At 66.0% G+C, this 26,134-nt stretch carries 24 protein-coding genes; 18 read left to right on the plus strand and 6 right to left on the minus strand.

Going from position 1 to position 26,134, the window contains the following annotated elements; genetic code table 11:
- Positions 1 to 23 precede the first annotated feature (23 nt).
- The 6 genes from alr (at position 24) to tsaD (ending at position 4,979) form a co-directional block, all read left to right on the plus strand.
- The gene (alr, locus tag AB0362_RS12460) at positions 24 to 1,202 is read left to right on the plus strand and encodes an alanine racemase (RefSeq protein ID WP_317808811.1); all 1,179 of its coding nucleotides are present in this window, start codon (positions 24 to 26) and stop codon (positions 1,200 to 1,202) included.
- 3 nt (positions 1,203 to 1,205) lie between these two features.
- On the plus strand, positions 1,206 to 2,225 hold the full coding sequence (locus AB0362_RS12465; RefSeq protein WP_068051296.1) for an alpha/beta hydrolase: 1,020 nt from the start codon (positions 1,206 to 1,208) through the stop codon (positions 2,223 to 2,225).
- On the plus strand, positions 2,218 to 2,721 hold the full coding sequence (gene tsaE, locus AB0362_RS12470) for a tRNA (adenosine(37)-N6)-threonylcarbamoyltransferase complex ATPase subunit type 1 TsaE (protein WP_068051294.1): 504 nt from the start codon (positions 2,218 to 2,220) through the stop codon (positions 2,719 to 2,721). The genes AB0362_RS12465 and tsaE overlap by 8 nt, the downstream gene beginning before the upstream one ends.
- Positions 2,722 to 2,785: 64 nt before the next feature.
- Positions 2,786 to 3,457 (plus strand): tRNA (adenosine(37)-N6)-threonylcarbamoyltransferase complex dimerization subunit type 1 TsaB, encoded by a 672-nt coding sequence (gene tsaB, locus AB0362_RS12475; RefSeq protein ID WP_317808727.1) that lies wholly within the window; start codon positions 2,786 to 2,788, stop codon positions 3,455 to 3,457.
- A complete protein-coding gene (rimI, locus tag AB0362_RS12480; RefSeq protein WP_068051289.1) occupies positions 3,454 to 3,945 on the plus strand; it encodes a ribosomal protein S18-alanine N-acetyltransferase in 492 nt (163 codons plus the stop codon). Before tsaB ends, rimI begins: the two co-directional genes overlap by 4 nt.
- Positions 3,942 to 4,979 carry a tRNA (adenosine(37)-N6)-threonylcarbamoyltransferase complex transferase subunit TsaD gene (gene tsaD / locus AB0362_RS12485; protein ID WP_094669792.1) on the plus strand — a complete coding sequence of 346 codons (1,038 nt, stop codon included), beginning with the start codon at positions 3,942 to 3,944 and terminating at the stop codon, positions 4,977 to 4,979. The genes rimI and tsaD overlap by 4 nt, the downstream gene beginning before the upstream one ends.
- On the opposite strand, the gene AB0362_RS12490 is transcribed toward tsaD, so the two are convergent.
- Positions 4,964 to 6,628, minus strand: a complete 1,665-nt coding sequence (locus AB0362_RS12490) for an Hsp70 family protein (RefSeq protein ID WP_188078558.1) — start codon at positions 6,626 to 6,628, stop codon at positions 4,964 to 4,966. The two genes, tsaD and AB0362_RS12490, sit on opposite strands and share 16 nt — an antisense overlap.
- 521 nt (positions 6,629 to 7,149) lie before the next feature.
- Between AB0362_RS12490 and groES the strand changes: the two genes are divergently transcribed.
- Together groES and groL are read left to right on the plus strand one after the other, a co-directional pair.
- Positions 7,150 to 7,449 (plus strand): co-chaperone GroES, encoded by a 300-nt coding sequence (groES, locus tag AB0362_RS12495; protein WP_008718149.1) that lies wholly within the window; start codon positions 7,150 to 7,152, stop codon positions 7,447 to 7,449.
- A gap of 98 nt (positions 7,450 to 7,547) precedes the next feature.
- The gene (gene groL, locus AB0362_RS12500; RefSeq protein WP_149405362.1) at positions 7,548 to 9,161 is read left to right on the plus strand and encodes a chaperonin GroEL; all 1,614 of its coding nucleotides are present in this window, start codon (positions 7,548 to 7,550) and stop codon (positions 9,159 to 9,161) included.
- 65 nt (positions 9,162 to 9,226) lie between these two features.
- Here the strand turns inward: groL and AB0362_RS12505 are convergent, their stop codons facing one another.
- Positions 9,227 to 9,520, minus strand: coding sequence for a WhiB family transcriptional regulator (locus AB0362_RS12505; protein ID WP_027496361.1), 294 nt, complete (start codon positions 9,518 to 9,520; stop codon positions 9,227 to 9,229).
- Positions 9,521 to 10,239: 719 nt separating this feature from the next.
- Here AB0362_RS12505 and AB0362_RS12510 point away from each other — a divergent pair.
- The 3 genes from AB0362_RS12510 (at position 10,240) to AB0362_RS12520 (ending at position 12,791) form a co-directional block, all read left to right on the plus strand.
- Entirely contained in the window at positions 10,240 to 11,067 is an 828-nt protein-coding gene (locus AB0362_RS12510) for a hypothetical protein (protein ID WP_317784053.1), read from the plus strand.
- Between the two features lie 136 nt (positions 11,068 to 11,203).
- Positions 11,204 to 11,782 carry a sigma-70 family RNA polymerase sigma factor gene (locus AB0362_RS12515; RefSeq protein ID WP_032397500.1) on the plus strand — a complete coding sequence of 193 codons (579 nt, stop codon included), beginning with the start codon at positions 11,204 to 11,206 and terminating at the stop codon, positions 11,780 to 11,782.
- A complete protein-coding gene (locus tag AB0362_RS12520) occupies positions 11,775 to 12,791 on the plus strand; it encodes an anti-sigma-D factor RsdA (RefSeq protein WP_317808733.1) in 1,017 nt (338 codons plus the stop codon). The genes AB0362_RS12515 and AB0362_RS12520 overlap by 8 nt, the downstream gene beginning before the upstream one ends.
- Positions 12,792 to 12,871: 80 nt before the next feature.
- Here the strand turns inward: AB0362_RS12520 and AB0362_RS12525 are convergent, their stop codons facing one another.
- Complete coding sequence (locus AB0362_RS12525) at positions 12,872 to 13,276, minus strand: DUF5319 domain-containing protein (protein ID WP_032378069.1); 405 nt, start codon at positions 13,274 to 13,276, stop codon at positions 12,872 to 12,874.
- A 299-nt stretch (positions 13,277 to 13,575) separates the two neighbouring features.
- Here AB0362_RS12525 and guaB point away from each other — a divergent pair, with 299 nt between their 5' ends.
- The 4 genes from guaB to guaA all read left to right on the plus strand — a co-directional run bounded on the left by guaB (position 13,576) and on the right by guaA (position 19,857).
- Positions 13,576 to 15,099 (plus strand): IMP dehydrogenase, encoded by a 1,524-nt coding sequence (guaB, locus tag AB0362_RS12530; RefSeq protein ID WP_188078559.1) that lies wholly within the window; start codon positions 13,576 to 13,578, stop codon positions 15,097 to 15,099.
- Positions 15,100 to 15,156: 57 nt separating this feature from the next.
- The gene (locus tag AB0362_RS12535) at positions 15,157 to 16,296 is read left to right on the plus strand and encodes a GuaB3 family IMP dehydrogenase-related protein (RefSeq protein WP_037188243.1); all 1,140 of its coding nucleotides are present in this window, start codon (positions 15,157 to 15,159) and stop codon (positions 16,294 to 16,296) included.
- 186 nt (positions 16,297 to 16,482) lie between these two features.
- Positions 16,483 to 18,237, plus strand: coding sequence for a GMC family oxidoreductase (locus AB0362_RS12540; RefSeq protein WP_317808735.1), 1,755 nt, complete (start codon positions 16,483 to 16,485; stop codon positions 18,235 to 18,237).
- A gap of 30 nt (positions 18,238 to 18,267) precedes the next feature.
- A complete protein-coding gene (guaA, locus tag AB0362_RS12545) occupies positions 18,268 to 19,857 on the plus strand; it encodes a glutamine-hydrolyzing GMP synthase (RefSeq protein WP_032397497.1) in 1,590 nt (529 codons plus the stop codon).
- Between the two features lie 5 nt (positions 19,858 to 19,862).
- On the opposite strand, the gene AB0362_RS12550 is transcribed toward guaA, so the two are convergent.
- Positions 19,863 to 20,123: a hypothetical protein gene (locus AB0362_RS12550; protein ID WP_317547365.1), complete on the minus strand. Its 261-nt coding sequence runs from the start codon at positions 20,121 to 20,123 to the stop codon at positions 19,863 to 19,865.
- Positions 20,120 to 21,496, minus strand: a complete 1,377-nt coding sequence (locus AB0362_RS12555) for a PspC domain-containing protein (RefSeq protein ID WP_317808736.1) — start codon at positions 21,494 to 21,496, stop codon at positions 20,120 to 20,122. Before AB0362_RS12555 ends, AB0362_RS12550 begins: the two co-directional genes overlap by 4 nt.
- A 147-nt stretch (positions 21,497 to 21,643) precedes the next feature.
- On the opposite strand from AB0362_RS12555, the gene AB0362_RS12560 reads away from it, so the two are divergent.
- From AB0362_RS12560 to AB0362_RS12570, 3 genes are read left to right on the plus strand one after another with little or no spacing between them, the layout of a single operon-like run.
- Positions 21,644 to 22,996, plus strand: a complete 1,353-nt coding sequence (locus AB0362_RS12560; protein WP_317808737.1) for a PspC domain-containing protein — start codon at positions 21,644 to 21,646, stop codon at positions 22,994 to 22,996.
- Positions 22,993 to 23,640, plus strand: a complete 648-nt coding sequence (locus AB0362_RS12565) for a response regulator transcription factor (protein WP_068051262.1) — start codon at positions 22,993 to 22,995, stop codon at positions 23,638 to 23,640. The genes AB0362_RS12560 and AB0362_RS12565 overlap by 4 nt, the downstream gene beginning before the upstream one ends.
- 52 nt (positions 23,641 to 23,692) lie before the next feature.
- On the plus strand, positions 23,693 to 24,700 hold the full coding sequence (locus AB0362_RS12570) for a MerR family transcriptional regulator (protein ID WP_317808738.1): 1,008 nt from the start codon (positions 23,693 to 23,695) through the stop codon (positions 24,698 to 24,700).
- A gap of 135 nt (positions 24,701 to 24,835) precedes the next feature.
- Here AB0362_RS12570 and AB0362_RS12575 read toward each other — a convergent pair whose 3' ends face one another.
- Positions 24,836 to 26,059 (minus strand): serine/threonine-protein kinase, encoded by a 1,224-nt coding sequence (locus tag AB0362_RS12575; protein WP_269594429.1) that lies wholly within the window; start codon positions 26,057 to 26,059, stop codon positions 24,836 to 24,838.
- Between the last annotated feature and the right edge of the window lie 75 nt (positions 26,060 to 26,134).

Raw genomic sequence — 26,134 nt, forward strand, 5'->3', positions numbered from 1 at the left:
TGGCACTATCGAATGTTGTGACTATCGGCTGCGACGACGAGAGGACCGATCCTCGGACGGGTTCGGGCGCTGTGGCGTCCGTCGACCTCGACGCAGTGGCTCACAACGTCCACGTGTTGCAGCAGTTCGCCGGGGACGCCGCTGTGATGGCGGTCGTCAAGGCCGACGGATACAACCACGGTGCCGTCGAGGTCGCACGCGCCGCAGTGGCAGCGGGGGCGCAGGAGCTCGGCGTCACCACCATCGGCGAGGCCCTCGAACTCCGGGCAGCGGGGATCACGGTCCCGGTGCTGGCGTGGTTGCATCGAACGGATTCGGACTTCGCTGCGGCAATCGCCCAGCAGGTGGGGATCGCGGTGTCCACGGCCGCCCAGCTCGATGCCGTGGTCGACGCCGCGCGTCGAGTCGGCCGAACCGCAGATCTCTCGCTCAAGATCGATACCGGGCTCAACCGCAACGGGGTCGCGGAAGCCGATCTCGACGACGTCCTCGACACGACGGCGGTTGCCGTCGCGGAGGGCACCGTTCGGTTGACCGGAATGTTCTCGCACTTGGCATGCGCCGACGAGCCGGGTCATCCGGCCAACGATGCCCAGGCGGAGCGGCTTCGAGACGCGGTGCGGCGCTCCACCCGCCGCGGAACACCTCCCGCCGTCGTGCATCTGTCCAACTCGGCTGCCACGTTGACCAGACCCGATCTCGGTTTCGACATGGTCCGCCCGGGTATTGCTCTGTACGGCTTGTCGCCGGTACCCGAGCTGGGGACGTACGGGCTACGCCCGGTCCTGACGCTCTCGGCGCAGGTGGCGAACATCAAGAAGGTGAGCGAAGGTGAATCGGTGTCCTACGGCTACACCTGGACCGCTCCCGCAGACACCGTGGTCGCACTCGTCGCTCTCGGCTACGCCGACGGTATCGTTCGCCGCCTCAGCGGGCGGTTCGAGGTGACCATCGGAGGTCGCCGCTACCCCTCGGTGGGGCGCGTGTGCATGGATCAATTCGTCGTCGACCTCGGTGGCGGCGGCTCGGGTGTCGCGGTCGGCGACGAGGCGCTACTGTTCGGGCCAGGGGACAGGGGAGAAGCGCACGCTCAGGATTGGGCGGATGCGCTCGACACAATCAGCTACGAGGTCGTCACCGGCATTCGTGGACGTGTTCGACGACGGTTCGTCGCCGCGCACTCAGGGGAGGCGACGAAATAGATCATGCTCGGATTGCTGCAGAGTATTGCAATTGTGGTGCGCGAGACGGCGTTCCGGTCCAACAAGGATCCGCTGGCCACCGAGAATCTCGACCTGATGGATGCCGACCGAGGCAGTATCGTCACCGCGGACGACGGCGTGCCGCTTGCGGTTCGCGAAGTCGGTCCGTCGGATGCCGAACTGACCGTCGTATTCGTACACGGTTACTGCCTTCGCACGTCGTCGTGGCATTTCCAACGGCGTGCGCTCGAACAGCAATGGGGTTCGACGGTCCGGATGGTCTTCTACGACCAGCGCGGTCACGGGCGGTCGGGAGTACCGAGCCCGGAGAGTTGCACCATCGGTCAACTCGGCCTCGATCTCGATGCGGTGATTCGCTCTGTCGTACCCAAGGGCCGCATCGTTCTCGTGGGGCACTCGATGGGCGGAATGTCGATCCTGTCCATGGCGCGGCAACGAGCGGACGTGCTGCGTCAGCGAGTGATCGGCGCAGTCCTGATCTCGACGACAGCTGCCGGTCTCGCGCAATCCGGGGTAGGTCGTAGTCTGCAGAATCCGGCGGTCGACGCGTTCCGGCTCGCGGTGCGGACGTCGCCCGGCTTCGTGCAGTTCGGTCGCGGAGCTGTGCGCGCACTCATCTCACCGGTACTGCGCGCGGCGTCCTACGGCACCAGGGTGTCCCCACGACTGGTGGCGTTCTCCCAGTCGATGATCGACGACACGTCCGTCGTCACGATCGTCAATTTCCTCGAGACGCTCGAGTTGCACGACGAGTCCGAGGCCTTGCTGGAATTCGAGAACATTCCGGTATCGGTCGTGTGTGGCGACGAGGATTGGATCATTCCGTTCGCGAGCTCGGAGGCTCTGGCTCAGGCCCTGCCGCGTTCGGAGATGGTGCGTGTGCGCCAGGGCGGGCACCTGGTTCAACTCGAATTTCCGGAACAGGTCAACGGTGCGATCGCGCGCCTCGTGGCACGGGCAACGGAGGCCGCGGGCAAGAAGCGGCGGTGGGGCGTTGTCTGACGAGCCGCTGATCTTGCCGGTGGACGTCGAATTGGCCACTGCCGCAGACACTGCCGAGTTCGGTGCACGGCTTGCGGACGTTCTGGTCGCCGGCGATCTGGTGATTCTCGACGGCCCGCTCGGGGCCGGAAAGACAGCCATGACGAAGGGGATTGCGGCCGGACTCGGTGTGCAGGGCCGCGTCACCTCGCCGACGTTCGTGATCGCCCGTGAGCACCGGGCCGGTTCGCGGCCCCATGGTCTGCCGCCGGTTGCGCTCGTCCACGTCGATGCGTATCGGCTGGGGATGACGGGGCAGTCGGCGCTCGACGAACTCGACGCCCTCGACCTCGATACCGACCTCACGGACGCCGTGGTCGTGGTCGAGTGGGGTGAGGGATTGGTCGAGAAGCTGTCGGACGGCCATGTGTCGGTCCGTCTGACGCGTGACCCGGACTCCGACGTTCGACGCGCGACGGCACGCCGCGTGGAATCGGTGGTCACGCCGCAGCACTGAGCCCGGTCGGCTGTGCACGACGGCAGTGAGTCGGCATGCGAGCGTGCGGGTAATCTGAAACATCGTGCTTGTACTTGCCGTCGACACCTCGACCCCCGCCGTCACCGCAGGTGTGGTGAGTCTGACCGAGTCCGCCGTCGGTGCAGTGGCCACGACGCTCGCCACGCGGGTTCGGGTGGACGCGCGATCGCATGCAGAAATTCTCACCCCCAACATCCTCGAGTGCCTGTCCGAGGCGCAGATCACCGCCGCCGATCTCGGTGCCGTCGTCGTCGGCGTCGGTCCCGGGCCCTACACCGGCTTACGGGTGGGAATGGCGACGGCAGCGGCCTTCGGTGACGCACTCGGCCTTCCGGTGTTCGGCGTCTGCAGTCTCGACGCCATTGCCTCGGATGTCTCCGAACCCGGGTCGCTGTTGGTGGTGACCGATGCGCGTCGACGCGAAATCTATTGGGCACGTTACGAAGCAGGAGTGCGAGTCGCGGGACCCGACGTCGTGGCCCCGGCCGAACTGGACCGTGTGGGAGTCGACGCGGTCGCCGGATCGGCACCGCATGCAGCGGCATTCGAGCTTCCGGTTCATGATGTGCAGGCACCGTCTCCGGCTGGACTGGTCGCGGTGGCCGCCGCCGATATCGGCAGCGGGATCGTCCCCGGCCCGCTCGTCCCGTTGTATCTGCGCCGCCCCGACGCCAAGACGCTCGACGAGCGTGCCGCAGCGAAGGCTCTGAAGTGACCGTGTCGATCGAGTCGATGACGGCGGCGGATGCTGCTCGGTGCGCGTACCTCGAGACCGTGCTGTTCCCGGGTGACGACCCGTGGGCCGAGGATGCATTCATCGCGGAATTGGCCGCGCCACACAATCATTACGTCACCGCGCGGGAAGACGGTGAGGTCGTCGGCTACGCAGGCATCTCGTTGCTGGGGCAGCCGAGCCGCGGAGCGTTCGTCGTCGGTGAGTCCGAGGTGCACACCATCGGAGTCGATCCGTCGCATCACCGCAAAGGAATCGGCGGGCGTTTGCTGGACGAACTGCTGCGCGTGGCCGACGAGCACGGTGGGCCGGTCTTTCTCGAGGTCCGCACCGACAACGAGCCCGCCATCGAGCTGTACCGACGCGAAGGGTTCGAGATCGTGGGCACCAGGGCCGGGTACTACCAGCCGAGCGGTGCCGACGCCTTCACCATGCGTCGGCCCCAGAAGACGAAAGGATCAGCCCGATGATCGTCATGGGTATCGAAAGTTCCTGCGACGAAACAGGAGTCGGGATCGTCCGCTGGGGCGGAGCGGGGACGTGCGAGCTGATGGCCGACGAGGTCGCCTCCAGCGTCGACGAACACGCGCGGTACGGCGGAGTGGTGCCCGAGGTGGCGTCGCGCGCACATCTCGAAGCGATCGTGCCGACCATGCGGCGGGCTCTGGCGGCCGCGGACATCGAGCGTCCCGACGCCGTCGCGGTGACGATCGGGCCGGGGCTGGCCGGGGCGTTGCTGGTCGGGGTTGCCGCTGCGAAGGCGTACGCCGCGGCCTGGGGCGTGCCCTTCTATGCGGTCAACCATCTCGGTGGCCACGTCGCGGTCGATACGCTCGAGCACGGCCCGATGCCGTCGTGCGTGGCGCTGTTGGTCTCCGGAGGTCACACTCATCTGCTGCACGTCGACGATCTGTCCCGGCCGATCGCCGAGCTCGGGACCACGGTCGACGACGCAGCGGGGGAGGCCTTCGACAAGGTTGCACGGCTCCTCGGATTGGGGTACCCGGGCGGTCCGGCACTCGATGATGCTGCGCGCGAGGGTGATCCGGCTGCGATCGCGTTTCCCCGAGGCATGACCGGCCCACGCGATGCCCGTTACGATTTCTCCTTCTCCGGGGTCAAGACGGCCGTCGCTCGATTCGTCGAGGCCAGGCAACGTGCGGGAGATCCGATTCCTGTCGCAGACATCGCGGCGTCCTTCCAGGAATCCGTCGCCGATGTCCTGACGATGAAGGCCGTTCGCGCGGCAACCGACGTCGATGTCGACACGATCGTGCTGGGTGGGGGTGCCACCGCCAACTCTCGCATTCGTTCGCTGATCGAAAGTCGTTGTGCAGAGCAGGGTTTGACGCTGAGAATTCCGAAGCCCCGACTGTGCACCGACAACGGCGTGATGATCGCAGCACTGGGTGCCCACCTCGTTGCGGGCGGAGCCGAGCCTTCGGCGTTGACCGCTGTGACCGACCCCGGCCTCTCGGTCGCGACCAGTCAGGTGCCCGGCTGAGCGTCCTGCGTTGCGACGGTGGTCTCGGACGATTGTGGAGCCGACGGCTCGGCTGCCGACAGTGGATCGGTCGGGGATCCGGACGCCGCGGGAGCTGCGACCGGCGGCGACCATACCGTCGGTGGTGCCGTCAGTTCCGGGGTGGGTTCCGAACCGCTGACATCGGTGGTCGGCACGGTGATCGACTCGGTCGGCACCGGAGTGAACTCGGGTGTGACCTCGGTAGTGGGCTCGGGCGTCGGGCCGGGAACGATCTCGGTCGTATCGCTCGGGTCCGAGGACTCGATCGGTTCGGAGGGTCGAACCGGAGTCGTGGTGACCGAGGTCGGCGGCTCGATCGGGATCCCGGTGGTGGCGTCGGGGGACGCCGGGTTCGTGGTGGGGTCGATCGGCCAGTCGATCCGCGGGAGGTCCGGTGCGGGACGCAGTGTCGGGGTACTGGTCGGCGGAGCGGTCGTGGTGAACCGCGCCGACGATCCGGTGGCGTCGACCGAGGTCGCCGTGGGGTCGGATCGATCCCCGGGGGTGCGTCCGGCTGTCGTCTGATCCTCGTCGGGGGAGTACCCCCCGGTGGCCGGCGTACCGGTATCGCTGGATTCGGTCGCGGATCGCGCGGTACTTCCGGCCGGAGAGACGCTGGCATCGTCGGCAGGCGTCATCGTCTGCACGCCGTAGGCGAGAACGAGACCACCTGCGACGACGGCGGCCGCGATCGCACCGGAGTATCGGCTCATCCGGGTCGCGGTGTTGCGCGTGGCCGAGACGAGTTGGTAGCCGCCGCCGTCGGCAGACGCGGCGACGGAGGCAGCGCCGACGGCAAGAACGGCGTCGGGCTCGGACATTCGAACGACCGGGGCGTGGAACATGTCGGTGAGCGTGGCGGCGAGCAGGGGGATGTGCGCCCCTCCACCGATCAGCACGATGACCTCGGGTTCGTGAGTGCTCTCGTCGAACACTCCTCGTACGAACTCGGCGGCGGTGCCGAAGATCGGGGTCGCGGCGGTGTCGAATGCGTCCCGGGTGACCGTCAGCGGGATTCCGCTGTAACGCGCGATGCTGACTTCGTCCGAGTGGGACAGCTGTTCCTTGACCGATCGGTACCGCGCGGACCCGATTCCGCGGTCGTCGCGGATGTCGTCCCGAAGGTTGTCACGGGTCATGTCCTGCACGAGGTTCCTGACGAGCACGTTGAGTGCGTCGCCGCCGACGGCGTCCGATCGGCCGTGCGCCAGTACCTTGTCGGTGGTCCGATCGGTGACGGTGACCGACATGCCCGAGGCACCGAGATCGACCAGCGCGATCGTGTCGTATCGATCGATCAGGCCGGTGGTCGCCAGATGCGCGGACGCGGCAGCGGACTCGGGTACCAGGCGAACATCGCGGGTGGTGTGGGCCAGCGCGGCGCGAATACCCGCAGCGTGCTCCTCGGTGCGGTAGGTGACGGCGATCGCGTCGGGCGACCGGTGACCGGGAATCAGAGAGGCCATCAGTTCGATGGCCGAGGTGACCAGATCGCCGATGTCGGTGTTCGCTTGGCGATCGGTGGATACGGTGCGGTACTCGACCGTGCGACTACCGTCGGTGTCGACGGTGACGAGGGCTGCGCACACGACCTCGGATCCGGTGGATATACCCACGCCTACTCGCATGCTGCACCTCCCGCCCCTGTGTACCTGTCCGGAATCGACTGCTCTGTGTGCCATGTCGCGGCACGGCTGTCGACCGTTATCGCTCGGACAGCTCCGTTATCGTAACGTTACTTCGTGCCTCATCGCGAGCGTAATATGCCGCTCGGTAGGTTCTTCGGTGAGAGTTCATAGCCTCCTACCTGGTCGTTCGATGGCTTCGCGGACGCCGGTAAAACAGCGGGAAACGACTCCGGTGTTCGGCGTTTCGGGTCCTGATTCGCCCGTTTTCGGATCTTTGTGGTGGTGCGGGAGGGCGCGTGTGTACCCGCGCGACCCACGCGTCACGAACCTGGCGAACCCAGCCCTTGAGTGCTGGCACTCTCGTGTATAGAGTGCTAGTTGGCACCGAGCGAAGTCCCGGCACCCGCGACGACGGGAACGAGTTCAGGCCGTGATTGTCAGAACCGCAGGAGAAGTACTTACACACAGCTGTCCGGGGATCCGACCCCGGACGCGTACCCCATAACTTTGGAGGGCTCAACGTGGCGAGCGTGAAAATCAAGCCGCTCGAGGACAAGATCCTCGTCCAGGCCAACGAGGCCGAGACGACGACCGCCTCCGGTCTGGTCATCCCCGACACAGCCAAGGAGAAGCCCCAGGAGGGCACCGTCGTCGCCGTAGGCGAAGGCCGTGTCACCGAGAAGGGCAACCGCATCCCGGTCGACGTCAAAGAAGGTGACACCGTCATCTACAGCAAGTACGGCGGCACCGAGATCAAGTACGCCGGCGAGGAGTACCTGATTCTGTCGGCACGCGACGTGCTGGCTGTCATCGCCAAGTAGGCCACAACGCATCCCGCCCCGGTATCCGATTTTCGTGTCGGTCCCGGGGCGGTGTGCGTTCGATCGAGTTTCTTTACTCGAAGGAGTAACACCGAAACATGGCAAAGCAAATCCAATTCAACGAGGAAGCGCGCCGCGCACTCGAACGCGGCGTCGACAAGCTGGCCGACGCCGTCAAGGTGACGCTCGGGCCGCGGGGACGCCACGTCGTCCTGTCCAAGGCATTCGGCGGTCCGACCGTCACGAACGACGGTGTATCGATCGCTCGTGAGATCGACCTGGAAGATCCGTTCGAGAACCTCGGCGCGCAGCTGGTCAAGAGCGTCGCCACCAAGACCAACGACGTCGCAGGCGACGGAACCACCACCGCGACGGTCCTCGCGCAGGCGCTCGTGCGTGGCGGTCTGAAGAACATCGCCGCAGGTGCCAACCCGATCGCGCTCGGCACCGGCATCTCCAAGGCGGCCGACAAGGTTGCCGAGGCTCTGCTCGCCGCCGCAACCCCGGTCGAGGGCAAGCAGGCGATCGCTCAGGTTGCCACCGTGTCCTCGCGTGACCCCGAGATCGGTGAACTCGTCGGCGAGGCGCTCACCCGCGTCGGCGCGGACGGCGTCGTCACCGTCGAGGAGTCCTCGACGCTGCTCACCGAGCTCTCGGTCACCGAAGGCGTGCAGTTCGACAAGGGCTACCTCTCGCCGTACTTCGTCACCGACGTCGACGCGCAAGAAGCAGTTCTCGAGGACGCGTACGTCCTGCTGTACCGCGAGAAGATCACCTCGCTTCCGGACTTTCTGCCTCTGCTGGAGAAGGTTGCCGAGAGCGGCAAGCCGTTGCTCATCATCGCCGAGGACACCGAAGGTGAAGTTCTCTCGACGCTGGTAGTCAACTCCATCCGCAAGACGATCAAGGCCGTGGCGGTCAAGGCGCCGTTCTTCGGTGATCGTCGCAAGGCGTTCCTCGACGATCTCGCGGTCGTGACGGCCGGCCAGGTCATCACCGCAGATGTGGGTCTGAGCCTGAAGGAAGCCGGGCTCGAGCTGCTCGGTCGCGCTCGTCGCGTCGTCGTCACCAAGGACGACACGACCATCGTCGACGGTGCGGGCACGCAGGACGACATCGACGCGCGCGTCGGTCAGCTCCGCCGTGAAATCGAGAACACCGACTCCGAGTGGGATCGCGAGAAGCTCGAAGAGCGTCTGGCGAAGCTCTCGGGCGGCATCGCGGTCATCAAGGTCGGCGCTGCCACCGAGACCGAGCTCAAGGAGCGCAAGTTCCGCGTCGACGACGCTGTGGCTGCGGCCAAGGCCGCCGTCGAAGAGGGAATCGTCCCCGGCGGCGGTTCGGCTCTGACTCAGGCAGCGTTGGCTCTGGCCGACGACCTCGGCCTGACCGGCGACGAAGCCACCGGTGTGGCCGTGGTGCGCAACGCACTCAACGCACCGCTGTTCTGGATCGCCTCCAACGCGGGCATCGACGGTTCCGTCGTCGTCAGCAAGGTGGCAGAACTGCCGAAGGGACACGGATTCAATGCCGCGACCCTGACGTACGGCGACCTGCTGGCCGATGGCGTCGTCGATCCGGTCAAGGTGACGCGCTCCGCTGTGGTCAATGCCGCGTCGGTTGCACGCATGATCCTGACGACCGAGAGCGCGATCGTGGAGAAGCCGGAAGAGGCCTCCGAGCCTTCTTCCGGGCACGGACACGCTCACTGAAGTTCATGACACGAGAAAGCCCCCAACCCCTTTCGGGTTGGGGGCTTTCTCGTGTGGTCGGGTGACTACACCGCAATGCGGCGGCGGTTGTGACGAGCGTGCAGTTCTCGCTCGGTCTCCGACATTCCGCCCCAGATCCCGTAGGGCTCGCTGACGTTGAGAGCGTGTGTACGGCACTGGGCGAGGACGGGGCAACTACGGCACATTTCCTTCGCCCGCATCTCGCGCTGTGCTCGTGCCCGGCCCCGCTCGCCGTCCGGGTGGAAGAACATGGACGAATCGACGCCACGGCACAGGCCGTGCATCTGCCAATCCCAAATGTCGGCGTTCGGCCCAGGGAGGTGATTCGGCTGCGGCATGGAAACTCCTAGGGTGGTGTGGCTTCTCGGATTCGTGATCCGAATGCCGACAACGTTATGTGGATCGACGAAATCGAGTCAATAGTTCTCTGTCGTGTGCAAATGCATAGTTATGGGGCAAAGAATTAACACGGGCGATATTTACTTCGACTCACCCGCGTGCGTGTCCTTCCTGTTGAAGAATCCGTCGACACGGGAGACGATGGGAAGGGCATCGGCATTCCGGCTGTCGAAGCGAAGTCGCGGAGTTCAGTTGTCCGGCATCGGTCGTCAGGGTGATCGCTCGATGCGACCGACAGGCACAAGTTGGTGTTTCGCCTGATCACAGGCGTTTCGTTGGTGCTTCGGGTAGCTCCGTTGCTCGCGTCGGGTGAGGCGTCGATCCATTCGGTCGAGGCCGCGCGAGGTGTCCGACGCGATTGTGCGGATCGCCGTCCGGTGACCGAAGGGGCGCACGGACGGCGTGCGACGCATCGGTTGCCGATCGTGTGACCGACTGCGCCGATTAACCTATTCGCCACACAGCGTTCAGATTCTCGTCTTCGAGTCGGCTGCGTTCACATTGTTAATTCCTTGAAAACTGCATTCTGTGCGCGCGAAACGACGCGCTGTTGTCCCTTTTCGGACCGACAGTGAATTCGCCTCACGCAATTGCGTCGCGTCGTATCGGTAGGACTCGGACGCCGTTCGTCATCGGCGATGGCCCTACCCTTGCCTCCGTGCCTTCAGAGCAGAGCTCGCTGTTCACCGCGACGCAGTCCGAACTCTTCGACGCCGCATTCGGCGGCAACCCCGGCCGATTCCCGCTGCCCGCAGCCACCGATCCGCGAGAGAGCTGGTTTCGCAGTGTCGCGTTGGCAGGGCAGGGCCGGTACAGCGCCGCCGGAGTCGAGCTTCGGCGGTATCGACCCCGCAGCGCGGAGCTTCGGTCGCTGCACGCGTCGACCACAGCGTCGTGGTTGCGTCAGGTGGGCGAACACGAGCGAGCCCGCCACTGGGACGGCATCGCGGTCCTTCTCGTCGGACTCGGGGGACCGCCGAGATCGACGGACTCGGTGGAGGCCCGGAGCGATGCGCTGACCGGCCTGGCCGCAGACGCGTTGGGAATCGGACGTTTCGGCCTCGCGGACACCCTGTTGGCCCGCAGTGCGGAGCAGCGGCAGGACCCCGCCGGTCGAGGGCTGTGGCGTCCGGCACTACGGGCGTCTTGGGTAGCGGCCGAGCTGGCGATGATGCGCGGCGACGGCCCAGGGGCGGTCCGACACGCCGAGAACGCTCGGGCTCTCGCCAACGATGCCGATTCGTTACGCCACATCGTCAAGACCGACCTGGTGTCTGCGGCGGCGCTGAGCTGTATCGGTGAGACCGGACCTGCTCGTGAGTCGGCCGTTCAGGTGGCCTGCGCTGCGGAGATGGCCGGGCTGCTGCCCCTGCGCTGGGCCGCCACGATGCTCTGCGAAGGAACCGGCGGGGTCGACGCCGGGATGGCCTCGTCCGCGGACCTGGCCGCCGCCATCGATCGCCTGGGTGGTTCGACGGTCGGTTGACCAGGACCTGGGTCGAAGGCGGACCGATTGGTTCGGTTGTGGCCGGGTGGTGTCGCTATCCTTGGTCTCGTTCCACCACCACGTGGAAGCGCTCCCATGCGGGTGCGTACCTGTAACGCGGGGAAATTTGTCGACGATGAACAGTGCGGGTGAGGAGTTGGACTCTTTCGTCGTTGCCGCAGCGCAAGGCGATCGACTGGCTCTGTCCCGGGTCTTGGAATTCATCCGACCACTCGTCGTTCGGTACTGCCGGGCACGGGTCGGTTCGGCTGAGCGCGGTCAGCTTTCGGCCGACGACGTGGCGCAGGAGGTCTGTTTGGCAGTCATGACCGCCTTGCCGCGATACCAGGATCAAGGTCGTCCGTTCATGGCATTCGTGTACGGCATCGCGGCTCACAAGGTCGCCGACGCCCATCGCAGCGCCTCGCGTAACAAATCGGACCCGGCCGCCGAAGTACCAGATGTCGTGTCGATGGAGCACGGACCGGAGCAACGCGCTCTCGAATCCGAGTCGAGTCGACAGATGACTGCACTGCTGGACACCTTGCCCGCCAAGCACCGCGAAATTCTGGTGCTCCGACTCATCGTCGGATTGTCGGCCGAGGAAACAGCAGCCGCCGTCGGCAGCACTGCAGGCGCTATCCGCGTGGCTCAGCACCGAGCTATCGCAAAACTGAAGAACGAAGTTGTGAGAGCAGGTGAAATGTATGGCTAGGGACAATGGTCACGGTGGCCCCGGTGAGACGCCGCGTCGCGGAATCTCGCGTATCGGTGAGCACGTGAACTCCACTGGACCGAAGCAGAACGATCCCTATGCCGACATCGGCGCAGACGGTGGTCCTGTGGACCTCGTCGCCGTACGTCGTGACGATGCGTTCATCGACGCGATCAGTGGCGACGGACCGATTGCCACCGATGACGCAGACGAGTACCAACTCGCCCTTCTGTTGGCCAATTGGCGAGCAGACGTGATCACGCCGGCGATGCCGGCCGGACCCTCCCTCGACGTGGTCGTCGCCTCCGTCGAACGCGAGAAGCTCGCCGCCGACATGGCGCGCTCGAGCTCGGCCAACCGCGGTGGACGCATGCGTCTGCTGCGTCCCATCGCCGGTGCCGCAGCCGCGATCGCCGTCGTGATGGGTGGCCTGGTGGTCATCTCGTACAACTCGACACCGGACGATCCGCTCTGGAGCGTCAAGTCGGTCGTCTTCTCCGAGCAGGCGGATTCGACTGTCGCTCAGATCGATACGACGTCGAAGTTGCAAGAGGCGGAGAATCTCCTGTCCTCGGGGGACACCACTGCCGCTCGCGCACTCCTCGACGGTGCGTCGAACAGCAGTTCCGCTGTTCTCGACGACGGTCAGCGCGCCGAGCTGGACCAGTGGCTGGAACGTCTGCTGCAGGAGTTGCAGGCTCTGACGCTGCCTGCGCCTGTTCCGCCCCCGGTTCCGGTCGTCCCGGCTCCGGTCCCCAGTCCGGATGTCTTCGTGCCACCGGCACCGGTGGAGCAGGTCACGCCCGACACCACGGGCGTGCCGAGCACTCCGGCTCCGGCAACGACGACGCCCGAGGTCCCGCCCACGACGACGACGCCGAGCCCGACAACGACCACCGACGTCGTGCCGACGGTGCTGCAAGAGCCCGGTCAGCCGACGGCAACCGCCGGAGGCAGCAGCTCCTCGGAGAACCGCGACCGCATGTCGGTTCCATCCGGCGGCAGCTGACAGGTTCTCGATCCTTCACCGGCAACGAAGAAGCCCGACACGATCATCGTGTCGGGCTTCTTCGTGTCGAAAGTCAGGGTTCAGCTGTCGAATCCGTCGCCGTGCAACGCGTCGTTCATCGAAGCGTCGGCGAAACCTCGGCAGTAGTCCCAGGTCACGTAGGCGTCGGGTACAGGGTCGTAGGCCGGCTCGTGCGGACGCACGGTGCCGTCGACGAGGAGCTGCAGCAGGTTGGCTCGCAGCATGTCCCAGTCGTGGTAGTGGTCCTGCTGGCAGTCCTCACAGCACACGACGAGTCCCCGGATGCCGCGGTGGCCCAGGAGAGCCTCGTAGACAGCCAGGTCCGCCAGGTCCTCTTCGACGGCCAGGCGCTCCTGAGGATCGAGGGGCTGGCCTGGCTCGATGGCGTCGAGGGCGGCCGACGGGTCGGCTGGGTCTCCGGCGAACGGATCCGGGGGTAGACCGGGAGGCAGTTGATCGCGCACGCCTCCACGGTACGCAGGACTGGTGGGTCTGCGCCAGCCGTTCGAACGCGACATGCCGGACGTACCCGCCACCGACAACGCCGAGGACCGTCGTTTCGGGGCTCGCACGCCACTGACAGCGAGACGCGTTCGCACTGGTTGTGCCCTAGCCGATACCATGGTTCACGGCGCTGAACAGATGAGTGCAAGTGCCGAAACTCCATCCGTTCTCCAATCCCGCACTGCGGTGCGCCTGCGAGCTCTCACCGGCCGCACGCCGCGCCGAAGTGCAACCAGGCTCTAGGGAGGGCCAGATTCGCATGAGTAGTCCCGGAGCCCACGTCCGCACAGGCGGCGACGATCCCAACAAGGTCGCGATGCTCGGCCTCACGTTCGACGACGTCCTGCTGCTGCCGGCCGCTTCGGATCTGATTCCCAGCTCGGTCGATACGTCCAGCCAGATCACCCGCGAGATCCGCTTGCGAGTGCCGCTGGTCAGCTCGGCCATGGACACCGTCACCGAGGCCCGGATGGCCATAGCCATGGCCCGCGCAGGCGGTATGGGCGTGCTGCACCGCAACCTGTCGCTGCAGGATCAGGCGTCCCAGGTCGAGACGGTCAAGCGTTCGGAGGCCGGGATGGTCACCGACCCCGTCACCTGCAAGCCCACCGACTCGTTGGCCGAGGTCGACGCCATGTGTGCGCGGTTCCGTATCTCCGGTCTTCCCGTCACCGACGAGACCGGCGCACTGGTCGGCATCATCACCAACCGCGACATGCGATTCGAGGTCGATCAGAATCGCCGCGTCGCCGACGTTATGACCAAGGCCCCGTTGATCACCGCACAGGAGGGCGTGACTGCGGAAGCGGCGCTCGGCCTGCTGCGCCGTCACAAGATCGAGAAGCTGCCGATCGTGGACGGCAAAGGTGCGTTGACCGGCCTGATCACCGTGAAGGACTTCGTCAAGACCGAGCAGCACCCCGACGCCACCAAGGACCGTGACGGTCGACTGCTGGTCGGTGCCGCTGTGGGCGTCGGGCAGGATGCCTGGGCTCGGTCGATGGCGCTGACCGACGCCGGGGTGGACGTCATCATCGTCGACACCGCACACGGCCACAATTCGCAGGTGCTCGAGATGGTCAGCAAGCTCAAGGCGGAGGTGGGCGACCGCGTTCAGGTCGTCGGCGGCAACGTTGCCACCCGCGCGGGCGCACTCGCTCTCGTCGAGGCAGGCGCGGATGCGGTCAAGGTGGGCGTCGGACCGGGATCGATCTGCACCACCCGTGTGGTCGCAGGTGTCGGCGCTCCGCAGATCACTGCCATCCTCGAAGCCGTGGCCGCGTGCAAGCCGCACGGTGTGCCGGTCATCGCCGACGGCGGTATGCAGTTCTCCGGTGACATCGCCAAGGCTCTCGCTGCCGGTGCCTCGACCGCCATGCTCGGATCGTTGCTGGCCGGAACCGCCGAGTCCCCGGGTGAGCTGATCCTGGTGGGCGGCAAGCAGTTCAAGAGCTACCGCGGAATGGGTTCGCTCGGCGCAATGCAGGGACGCGGGGGAGCGAAGTCGTTCTCCAAGGACCGCTACTTCCAGGACGACGTGTTGGCCGAGGACAAGTTGGTGCCCGAGGGCATCGAAGGTCGCGTCCCGTACCGCGGACCGTTGAATCAGGTCATCCACCAGCTCACCGGTGGTCTGCGCGCTGCGATGGGGTACACCGGGTCCACCTCGATCGAGGACCTGCAGAAGGCTCAGTTCGTGCAGATCACGGCGGCCGGGCTCAAGGAGAGCCACCCCCACGACATCACGATGACCGCAGAGGCCCCGAACTACACCACCCGATAGTCGCTTCGGCCTGTCCTGGGCCGATTCGATTCGCTCCCGAAGTAGAAAGGTGCGCGCGTGCGCGACCTCGTTGAAATCGGCATGGGCAGAGAAGCTCGCCGCACCTACCAGCTGGACGACATCGACATCGTGCCGTCCCGTCGTACCAGGTCGTCGAAGGAGGTGTCGACGGCATGGCAGCTCGACGCGTACCGCTTCGACATTCCCCTTCTCGCGCATCCGACCGATGCTCTGGTCTCGCCCGAGTTCGCGATCGAGCTGGGTCGACAGGGTGGGCTGGGGGTCATCAACGGTGAAGGGCTGTGGGCGCGCCACTCGGACGTGCAGGCCAAGATCGATCAGCTGATCCACATCGCCGAGACCGATCTCGATCCCGACGCGCCGATCGCCTTCCTGCAGGAACTGCATGCCGCGCCGCTTCGGCCGGATCTGCTGGCCGCAGCGGTCGGTCAGGTCCGTGACTCCGGGGTGACCGTCGCCGTTCGGGTGAGCCCCCAGAACGCTCGCTCGCTCACCCCCGCCCTCGTTGCATCGGGCCTGGATCTGCTGGTCATCCAGGGCACGATCATCTCCGCCGAGCACGTTGCTCACGGCGAGGACGAGCCGCTCAACCTCAAGACCTTCATCGCGGAGCTCGACGTTCCCGTGATCGCCGGCGGCGTGAGCGATCACCGCACCGCACTGCACCTGATGCGTACCGGTGCGGCAGGCGTCATCGTCGGTTACGGCTCGGTCGAAGGTGGCACGACCACCGGTGAGGTGCTCGGCATCGGCGTCCCGATGGCCACCGCCATCGCCGATGCGGCCGCGGCGCGTCGGGACTATCTCGACGAAACCGGCGGGCGCTACGTGCACGTCATCGCCGACGGCGACATCACCACCTCCGGTGCACTCGCCAAGGCCATCGCCTGCGGGGCCGATGCTGCGGTTCTCGGTGCTCCGCTGGCCGTCGCTGCCGAGGCTCCCGGCGGAGGCTGGTACTGGCCGTCCGCCGCGGCGCACCCGTCCATGCCGCGCGGTGCGCTGCTGCCGATGTCGGCGGGGGACCGTCCGAGCCTGGATCAGGTGCTCAACGGACCGTCGCGTGAGTCGTACGGCTCGATCAACCTCGTCGGCGGACTGCGTCGGTCGATGGCGAAGTCCGGATACTCCGATCTCAAGGAATTCCAGAAGGTGGGCCTGAACGTCAGGGCTTGACGACGTCTGTTCCAGCAGGGCGCGTACTCCTTTCACACGGGAGTGCGCGCCCTTTCTGCTGCATGGCGTCCACGTAAGTCGACCCTGGGTTGGTGATACCTCTCGTAACAGCTAGAATCGCTTGTGGCGGTAGTCACATGGGGGTGTGCATACTGTTCGACAGCATCGGATGTAGCGGAGGTCACCATGGGTTCAGCTGTTCGCGCCACGGATTACGACGTCTTGATCGTCGGTTCGGGCTTCGGCGGAAGTGTCACCGCGCTGCGCCTGGTGGAGAAGGGATACCGCGTCGGCATCCTGGAAGCCGGGCAGCGCTTCGAGGACAAGGACTTCGCAAAGAACAGCTGGGACCTCAAGCGTTTCCTGTGGGCTCCGAAGCTCGGCCTCTACGGCATCCAGCGCGTGCACCTGCTGCGCGACTGCCTCATCCTCGCCGGGGCCGGAGTCGGCGGCGGCTCGCTGAACTACGCGAACACCCTCTACAAGCCTCAGGCGCCGTTCTTCGAGGACAAGCAGTGGGCGCACATCACCGACTGGAGCAGTGAACTCTCCCCGTTCTACGACCAGGCCACCCGCATGCTCGGCGTCGTGCGCAACCCGCACATGACCCCCGCCGACGAGGTGATGAAGTCGGTTGCCGAGGACATGGGCGTGGCCGACACCTTCATTCAGACCCCGGTGGGCGTGTTCTTCGGAGACGAGCCCGGCAAGACCGTCCCGGACCCGTACTTCGGCGGCGCAGGTCCCGAACGCACCGGATGTATCGAGTGCGGCGAGTGCATGACCGGTTGCCGCCACGGAGCCAAGAACACCCTGCTGAAGAACTACCTCGGCCTGGCCGAGCGCGCAGGAGCCGAGATCGTGCCGATGACGACCGTCACCGGTCTCGCTCCGCGATCCGACGGCACCTGGGACGTCGACACCGAACGCACCGGCGCTCGGCTGCGCAAGGGGCGCAAGACCTACAGCGCAGCCAATGTCGTTCTCGCCGCAGGCACCTGGGGCACGCAGAACCTACTGCACAAGATGAAGGACACGGGTGCGCTGCCCCGTCTGTCGGACACGCTCGGAGAGCTGACGCGTACCAACTCCGAGTCGATCGTCGGAGCGGCCAAGCTGGCGGTCGATCCGAACATGGACCTCACCCGCGGAGTCGCGATCACGTCCTCGTTCCATCCCAGCCCCAACACCCACATCGAACCGTGCCGCTACGGCAAGGGCTCGAACGCTATGGGCATGCTGCAGACGCTGATGACCGACGGCGGCGGAAAAATCCCACGGTGGCTCAAGTTCGTGTTCGCGCTGATCGCGCATCCGATCCAGTTCGTCCGCGTCGTCAACGTCCGGCACTGGAGCGAGCGCACCATCATCGCGCTGGTGATGCAGAACCTCGACAACTCGATCACCACGTTCACCAAGCGCGGGCCGTTCGGCCGCAAGATCTCGAGCAAACAGGGTCACGGTGAGCCCAACCCGACCTGGATCCCCGAGGGCAACGACGCCACCCGCCGCATCGCAAAGAAGATCGGCGGCGTCGCGGGCGGTACCTGGGGTGAACTGTTCAACATCCCACTCACGGCCCACTTCCTCGGCGGCTGCGCCATCGCCACGGACTCCGAGCACGGCGTCATCGATCCGTACCACCGCGTCCACGGCTACCCGACGCTCAGCGTGGTCGACGGGGCCGCCGTATCGGCCAACCTCGGAGTGAACCCGTCGCTGACCATCAGCGCGCAGGCCGAGCGTTCCGCGGCACTGTGGCCGAACAAGGGCGAGCTGGATCTCCGTCCGGCACAGGGGCTGCCGTACCAGCGTCTCGATCCGATTGCCCCGAACTCTCCGGTCGTCCCGGTGGATGCTCCGGGCGGTCTGCGACTGCCGATCGTGGAGATTCGGTCGGGTTCCTCGGCGATGCCCGTCGAGCATTCGGGTGTTGCATGAGTGCTGAAACAGTCCCACTAGACTGACCCGGTGACCGACTCCTCTGCACACGATCCCGCACACGCACGCCCGGTTCTCGTCGTCGATTTCGGCGCCCAGTACGCGCAATTGATCGCCCGCCGTGTGCGCGAGGCCAACGTGTACTCCGAGGTGATCTCGCATACCGCGACGGCCGAGGAGATCGCGGCGAAGGACCCTGTCGCGCTTGTGCTTTCCGGTGGACCCTCCAGCGTCTACGCCGAGGGCGCGCCCGAGCTCGACTCCGCTCTCCTCGACCTCGGCATCCCCGTGTTCGGCATCTGCTACGGATTCCAGGCCATGGCCCAGGCCCTCGGCGGAACCGTCGAACACACGGGAACGCGGGAGTACGGACGCACTCAACTCAGCGTGGACGGCGGTCGTCTGCACGACGGTCTGCCCGCAACGCAGCCGGTCTGGATGAGTCACGGTGACGCGGTCACCGCGGCCCCGGAAGGCTTCACGGTCACGGCCACCAGCGCAGGCGCGCCGGTGGCTGCCTTCGAGAACGAGGGCAAGCGCATGGCGGGCGTGCAGTATCACCCCGAGGTTCTGCACTCCCCGCACGGGCAGCAGGTGCTCAGCCGATTCCTGCACGAAACGGCGGGCATCGCCCCGGACTGGACTGCGGCCAATATCGCCGACGCTCTGGTGGACGCAGTGCAGGAGCAGGTGGGCCCCACGGGCAAGGCCATCTGTGGCCTCTCGGGCGGCGTCGACTCCGCGGTGGCGGCGGCACTGGTGCAGCGGGCCATCGGTGACCGTTTGACCTGTGTCTTCGTCGACCACGGACTGCTGCGCGCCGGCGAGCGTGAGCAGGTGCAGCAGGACTTCGTGGCCGCGACCGGAGCCAAACTCGTCACGGTCGATGCGGTCGACACCTTCCTCGGCGCGCTCGAGGGCGTCTCCGACCCGGAGGAGAAGCGCAAGATCATCGGCCGCGAGTTCATCCGGAGCTTCGAAGGTGCTGTGGCCGAGGTGCTGGGCGAGAACGCCGAGCACGGCGACGCCGTCGAGTTCCTGGTGCAGGGCACGTTGTACCCGGATGTCGTCGAGTCCGGCGGCGGGTCCGGTACCGCGAACATCAAGAGTCACCACAACGTCGGCGGACTGCCGGACGATCTGCAGTTCGCCCTGGTCGAGCCGCTGCGTGCGCTGTTCAAGGACGAGGTGCGTGCAGTCGGACGCGAACTGGGATTGCCCGAGGACATCGTCGGCAGGCAGCCGTTCCCTGGACCCGGCCTGGCGATCCGCATCGTCGGTGAGATCACCCGCGACCGTCTGAACACGCTCCGTCATGCCGATTCGATTGTCCGAGAAGAACTTACGGTCGCGGGATTGGATCAGCAGATCTGGCAGTGCCCGGTGGTGCTGTTGGCCGATGTGCGTAGCGTGGGAGTGCAGGGCGACGGTCGTACCTATGGACACCCGATCGTGTTGCGTCCGGTGTCGAGCGAGGACGCGATGACGGCGGACTGGACCAGGCTGCCGTACGACGTGTTGGAAACGATCTCGACTCGGGTGACCAACGAGGTTCCGGAGGTCAACCGAGTCGTTCTCGACGTCACCAGCAAGCCGCCGGGCACCATCGAGTGGGAGTGACGGCGTCAGTTCTTTCTGCTGGGGCCCAGTAGAAGCGCGAAGCCCACGACCACCGCGGCGACGACGAACACCCAGCGGAACTGGACGTCGCCCAGTGCCGCGATCGCATCTCGGCCGATGAGTGCTGCGACCGAGACGACCATGGCAGCGAGGCCGGCGAGGAGCAACAGTGCCGAGGGGCCGCGTCGGCTGGAGGTGTGATCCTCGGTGTCGGAATCGGCGCTGCCGTGGTCGAGTCCGATCCGGTCGGTCTTGTTCTTCTTCACGGGTTCTCCACCTTCAGTTCGCCGAGTGCCAGATCGCCCACGATCGTCAGAACCGGAGTATCGGTGGTGCCAGGACCGAAGCGTGTCTCGGTGGGGCACTGACCGATCGCCGCCTCGCACTCCACGATCACGTTCATCGAAGCGGGCACGGTGACCGACGCGCTGCCCAGCGCCACATCGATCTCGACGGTGTGGTCTTCGGCGAGTTCGAGGCCGGTGAGGTCGAGGTTCAGCTCGCCGGCCCCGACGTCGTAGGAGGGGTCGAGCTCGGCGGCGGTGAGTGGGGCGATCGTCTGATTCCCCGGCACTCTGTTGTTCAGGTCCACCGGACCGACCGCCGACGCCAGAACGACGAAGCCGGCCAATGGTGCTGCGACCACCAGCAGTCCGTAGCCCTTGCGTAGGAACGCGCCCGATACGAGTCCCACGGAGATGATTGCCAGAGCGACGGCACCGACACGGCCCGGTGATGCCCAGTCTCCGCCGGTAGCCGAACCGACTGCCGCGGTCACTGCGGCAGCGAGCAGAGCCAGGCCGAGAAAGCTTGCCGTCCAACGTGATCGGCGCTTGCGTTCGATCGCCGCAGGCGGAAAGGTGCCTGCCGGTTCGGGAAGATCCCAGGCGAACGGGGCCACACCGAGCGGATCCCACGACGGGGGAGTCACGGTCGGCATGTCGGTGGGCAGGTCGGCCGGCTTCTCGGCGGATGCGGTCGACTTGCTCAGGTTCACGGTGTGCGCGTCGGCGTCGATGCCGGTGTGCTCGATGGGCTTCGGCGTCGGAACGTAGCTTTTCGGCAGGGTCGTGTACGGGGTGTAGCGCTCGTGCTGGAACTGTGGCGGACGATACTGCGCGGCCGTCCACTGCTCGGCCGATGTGCTGGTCGAGCCGAAAGGCATCGGAGCGTAGCGATTACGGGAGAACTCCGCCGTCCGCATGTACGGCGGCGGCTCCGGGCACCGTTGGTGCAGCAGCCACAGTCCACCGAGCATCGCCACCAGTGAGATCAGCCCCGAACCGCCGAGTCCGACACCTACCGGGCCGATGGTCGACACCGCGATGACCAAGGCCACTGCCACGACCACCATCTTGGTCGTCGAATCGGAGCTGTTCCCACGCCCGACCAGCGACTCCGCACCCGACGCCGTATCACCGGCGCGGTTGAGCACCAGCCACCCCGCCAGATACAGCACGATGCCGGTACCGCCGAACAAGGTGGAGACGACGAACGCGATCCGAATCAGAACGGGGTCGACGTCGTAGCGGTAGCCGATACCGGCCGCAACACCCGCCACATGCCCGCGTTGCGGCAAGCGGTGCGGACGGGTGCGCCACATCTGCTGAAGTTGATCCGAGACGGTCACGTTGCTCATGCCAATCATCGTGGCGGTGCCGGTCGAGAAACACATCAGGGATACCCCTGATATCCACCCCGAGCGTGATCGGACGTCGGTGAACGCGCGAAAACATCAGGGCGAACCCTGATGCGACACCGACCCGGTCCGTGCCAGGATCGAGGCGTGCACCCTGTCGACAATCCACCCGTTGACGCCGCCCGCAACACATCTTCCGAAGCCGGCGACGTGCCGGTCACCCATGCCGTTCCTCTTTTTCCTGCCGCTCCAGCCCGTTCTGCTCCTGCCCCCTATCAACGACGCGGCGGCGGACGCATCGTCGGCGGGGTCGCAGGCGGTCTCGCCGACCATCTCGGCGTCGATGTGTTCAAGGTTCGGGTCGCTTTCGCACTGCTCGCGGCGTCGGCCGGTGCCGGAATTGCCGCCTACGGACTGATCTGGATGTTCACGCCCGCGGGCGAGGACACTGCGCACCCGAGTGCCGCCGAACGTCAGCGTGCGCTCGGGTTGGCTGCCATCGGTCTCGGCCTCGCCGTCGGGCTCGCCTGGCTGCTCAGCGGCACCGCTGCTTCGGTCATCGTGCCGGTCATCGTCGTGGTGATCGGTGCTGCCCTGGTATGGCGCGAGTTCGACTCCGAGGGCCCGCGAACCGCTCTGGGGCTCCCCAAGCATCCGACCGTGTTGAGTTGGGCGAGGGTCGTCGGCGGAGCGACGTTGATCGTGCTCGGTCTGGCCGTGGTGGTGCTCGCCCGCGTCGACCTGGCGGCGCTGCGCTCGTCCTTGCTGGCGGTGGTGGTCACTCTCGTCGGTGTCGGCCTGTTGACGGTTCCCATCTGGTTGCGCACCTGGCGTGCGCTCGGTGCCGAGCGGGCTGCGCGCATCCGCAACGACGAACGCGAGGAAATAGCGTCGCACCTGCATGATTCGGTGCTGCAGACACTGGCCCTGATCCAGAAGCAGTCCGATCATCCACAGGAGGTGATGCGGTTGGCGCGGGGCCAGGAGCGTGAACTACGCAAATGGCTGTTCGACGGCGGCGACACCGACAACTCGAACTTGTCCGATGCGCTCGAGACCATCTCCGGTGAGGTCGAGGATCAGCACGGTGTCACCGTCAGACCGATCACGGTCGGTGACGTGCAACTACTGCCCGACGACGTCGAATCCGGCTTGTCCAGAGAAAGTTTCACCGCTCTGCTGGGTGCAACCCGAGAAGCACTGGTCAACGCGGCCAAGCACTCCGGTGAGACCAATATCGACCTGTACGCCGAAACCGAACCGGACCAGGTCAGTGTTTTCGTTCGCGACCGCGGTACCGGATTCGACGAGTCGGCGGTACCCGAGGATCGACAGGGCCTGGCGAAGTCCATTCGGGGACGGATCGAGCGCCGCGGCGGCACCGTGCAGGTACGGTCGACCGTCGGCAAGGGAACCGAAGTGCGAATATTCATGCCCCGCAACGGTGCCTCCGTGACCACCGAATCATCCGAATCCACTCAGCAGGAGCAGCCGACGTGACCGAACCTTTCCGCGTTTTCCTGGTCGACGACCATGCGGTGTTCCGTTCCGGTGTGCGAGCCGAACTCGGCCGCGAGGCGGACATCGAGGTAGTCGGGGAAGCGGGAGGCGTCGCCGAGGCGGTCTCGGGAATCGAATCGACCAAGCCGGACGTGGTGTTGCTCGACGTGCACATGCCCGACGGCGGTGGCGTGGCCGTGTTGAACCGCATCTCCGAGGGGCCGGTGTGTCTCGCTCTGAGTGTGTCCGACGCCGCCGAGGACGTCATCGCCGTCATCCGTGCCGGGGCGAGGGGATACGTCACCAAGACGATCTCCGGCTCGGAGCTCGCCGACGGTGTTCGACGCGTCGCCGGGGGAGATGCCGTGTTCAGCCCCCGCCTTGCCGGGTTCGTCCTCGACTCGTTCACCGGTCGCAGTGCCGCCCCGGAGCCCCCGCTGGATCCGGAACTGGATTCGCTGACGCCCCGCGAACTGGAGGTGCTGCGGTTGTTGGCGCGCGGGTACACCTATCGTGAGATCGCCGAGGATCTGTTCATCTCGGTCAAGACCGTCGAGACGCATGCCTCGAACGTTCTCCGAAAGACTCAGCAGTCCAACAGGAATGCGCTCACCAGATGGGCGCACAAGCGTCGAATCGACTAGGTGACCGGATCTCGCTTGACCTTCGACCTACCCGAAGCCTCAGGATTTCACCATGACTGATTCGGACGAAGAATTCCTGACCATCGGCGTGTTCGCTCGCGCGAGCGGGCTGACCCCCAGTGCCCTTCGCTTCTACGACGACTGTGGGTTGCTCGTGCCGGCATCCATCGACGCCAAGTCCGGCTATCGCTACTACACCCGAGCACAAGCGAAGCGAGCGAACATCATCCGCCAACTCCGCGAAATCGGGATGCCGCTCGACACCGTGGCCTCCGCCCTCGACGGCGACGGAGCTGCAGCGGTGGAGATGGTGGATCGGCACGTCGACGAGCTTGCCGCGCGCGCCCGGGCAGCAGCCGAGGCTGCGGTCTCCATTCGCCGGTTGTTCGACGAAAAGTACTGCACAGCAACGGTATCTGCTGCCGACTTCGCGTCGGCGGTTGAACAGGTCGCGTCGGCGGCCGGAACGAGCGAGGAGTTTCCGGTGCTGCGGGGCGTGTTGGTCGAGGTGGACGGTGGCACTGTCACGCTCACCGCGACGGATCGGTACCGACTCTCCACTCGAAGCCTCGTCGCGCAGAGCTCACCCGGTGCATCCTGGTCGCGTATCGCAGCGGTCGGCTCCCTCGGGTCTCTACCCGCGTCGGGGAACTGTGCGTTGACGGCAACCGACGACGCGATGATGCTCGAGTCCGAAGGCGTCCAGCACACCGTGGATCTCGTCGACGGCGACTTCCCCGACTGGCGGACGATCGTCGACGGTCTGGCTCCGACTGCGACGCGGGTTGTGGTGCAACGAGATTTCGTTCCCCTCGACAGCGGCACGCTGCGGATCGACGCAGGCCCGGACGGCCTGACGGTCGAGGGAGTTGCCGTCCCCGCACGGGTCACCGGTTCCGAGATGACGGTGTTCTTCGACGCGGCCGTCCTGCAGGCTGCCGTCGCATTGGCCGTCGGGCCGGACCTGATGCTCGATATCGCCGCGCCGGATCAGCCGATGCTGGTGCGGTCGGCAGTCGACGGCGCTCTGACGACGCTGGTGATGCCGGTTCTCGGCTGATCGATGGGCGACGTGCCCGAAAGTTGTCGGCTACATCGACTTTCGATGGCGGGTACCTGCCGATCCCCATCGTCGGCGCGTGGTTGCGGGTGCTGTCGGGGCGGGGAAATCCGATGCGGAGATCGGTGTCGAGGGTCAGATCACGAGCATGATCACGAGAACGAGAACGACCACGACGGCGAGCACGAGTGCTGCGAGGATTGCGGTCGATGGAATCGACGTTCGATCACCGATGACGTCCTCGATGCGCATCAGGACGTCGTCGATCGGGTTCTTCTTCTTTTTCGGCAGGTCGAACGGTGGTGGCGAATACGTGGACGGGACCGGATTGGCTTGGCTCTCACCGGGTTGCACGGCCGGTAGGCCCGCGATGGTTCTTCCGAACTCCCGCGACGGGCGGCGAGATTCTGAGACCGGTGTCGAGCGCCTGGCCCATGCCGGGACCACACCGTCCGCAGATGTCAGCGGTGCCCCGCGCAGTTGAGCTATGGTGCCGCGCTTGCTGATCGCGGCGACGATGATCTCGTCGCGCGCCTGCGCCATGGTGGGGCGTCGGGCAGGATCGGGCTCGAGCATGTGCAGCAACGGTCCCGTGAGATCGCCGCTGCGGGTGGGAGCGATGATCTGCCCCTTGGCAACTCGGTGCAGCAGTGCGATCGAATCGTGATCGATGTCGAAAGGCGGTTTGCCTTCGATGGCCGTGTACAGCGTTGCGCCGAGGGAGAACACGTCGCTGGCCGCGGTGGGGTCCTGTCCGCGCGCGACCTCGGGTGCGAAATACGCCGGGGTGCCGGTGATCACGCTGTCGTCGGCTTCTTCGACGTCTCCCTTGGCGCGGGAGATACCGAAGTCGCTGATCTTGACGATGCCCAGATCCTTGCCGCGATCGGCGATCAGAATGTTGCCCGGTTTGATGTCGCGGTGCACGATTCCGGCCTCGTGCGCCTCGGTCAGTGCATCGGCGATCTGTGCGCCGATCTGAGCGACCTCGAACGGTGGTAGCGAATCGGTGGTGCCGAGGGCCTGCGCGAGACTGCGCGAGGACAGGTATTCCATGACCAACCACGGCTCACCGTCGACGAGAGCGACGTCGTGCATCGCGATGGCGTGCGGGCTGGAGAGTCGGGCAGCGATGCGTCCCTCGCGCATGGCCCGGTTGCGTACTTCCTCGGCCTGCTGAGGGGTCAGTCGAGTGGTGGACGTGACCTGCTTGACGGCCACCTGACGGTGCAGAAGTGTGTCGGTGGCGAGCCATACCGCGCCCATGCCTCCACCGCCGAGTTTGCCGGCCAGGCGGTATCTGCCTGCCAGGAGGTAGTCGGGCCCGACGCCCCGTCGAACACGCTGCTGATCCGTCACGTCCACAGGTTAGTTGACGATGGCGGGACGTGCCTGCAGCCACGGAACGGAGGCATCTACCAGGGGCTTCGGCAT

The sequence above is a fragment of the Rhodococcus sp. NPDC079359 genome (genome assembly GCF_040702585.1).
Classification (GTDB): Bacteria; Actinomycetota; Actinomycetes; order Mycobacteriales; family Mycobacteriaceae; genus Rhodococcoides.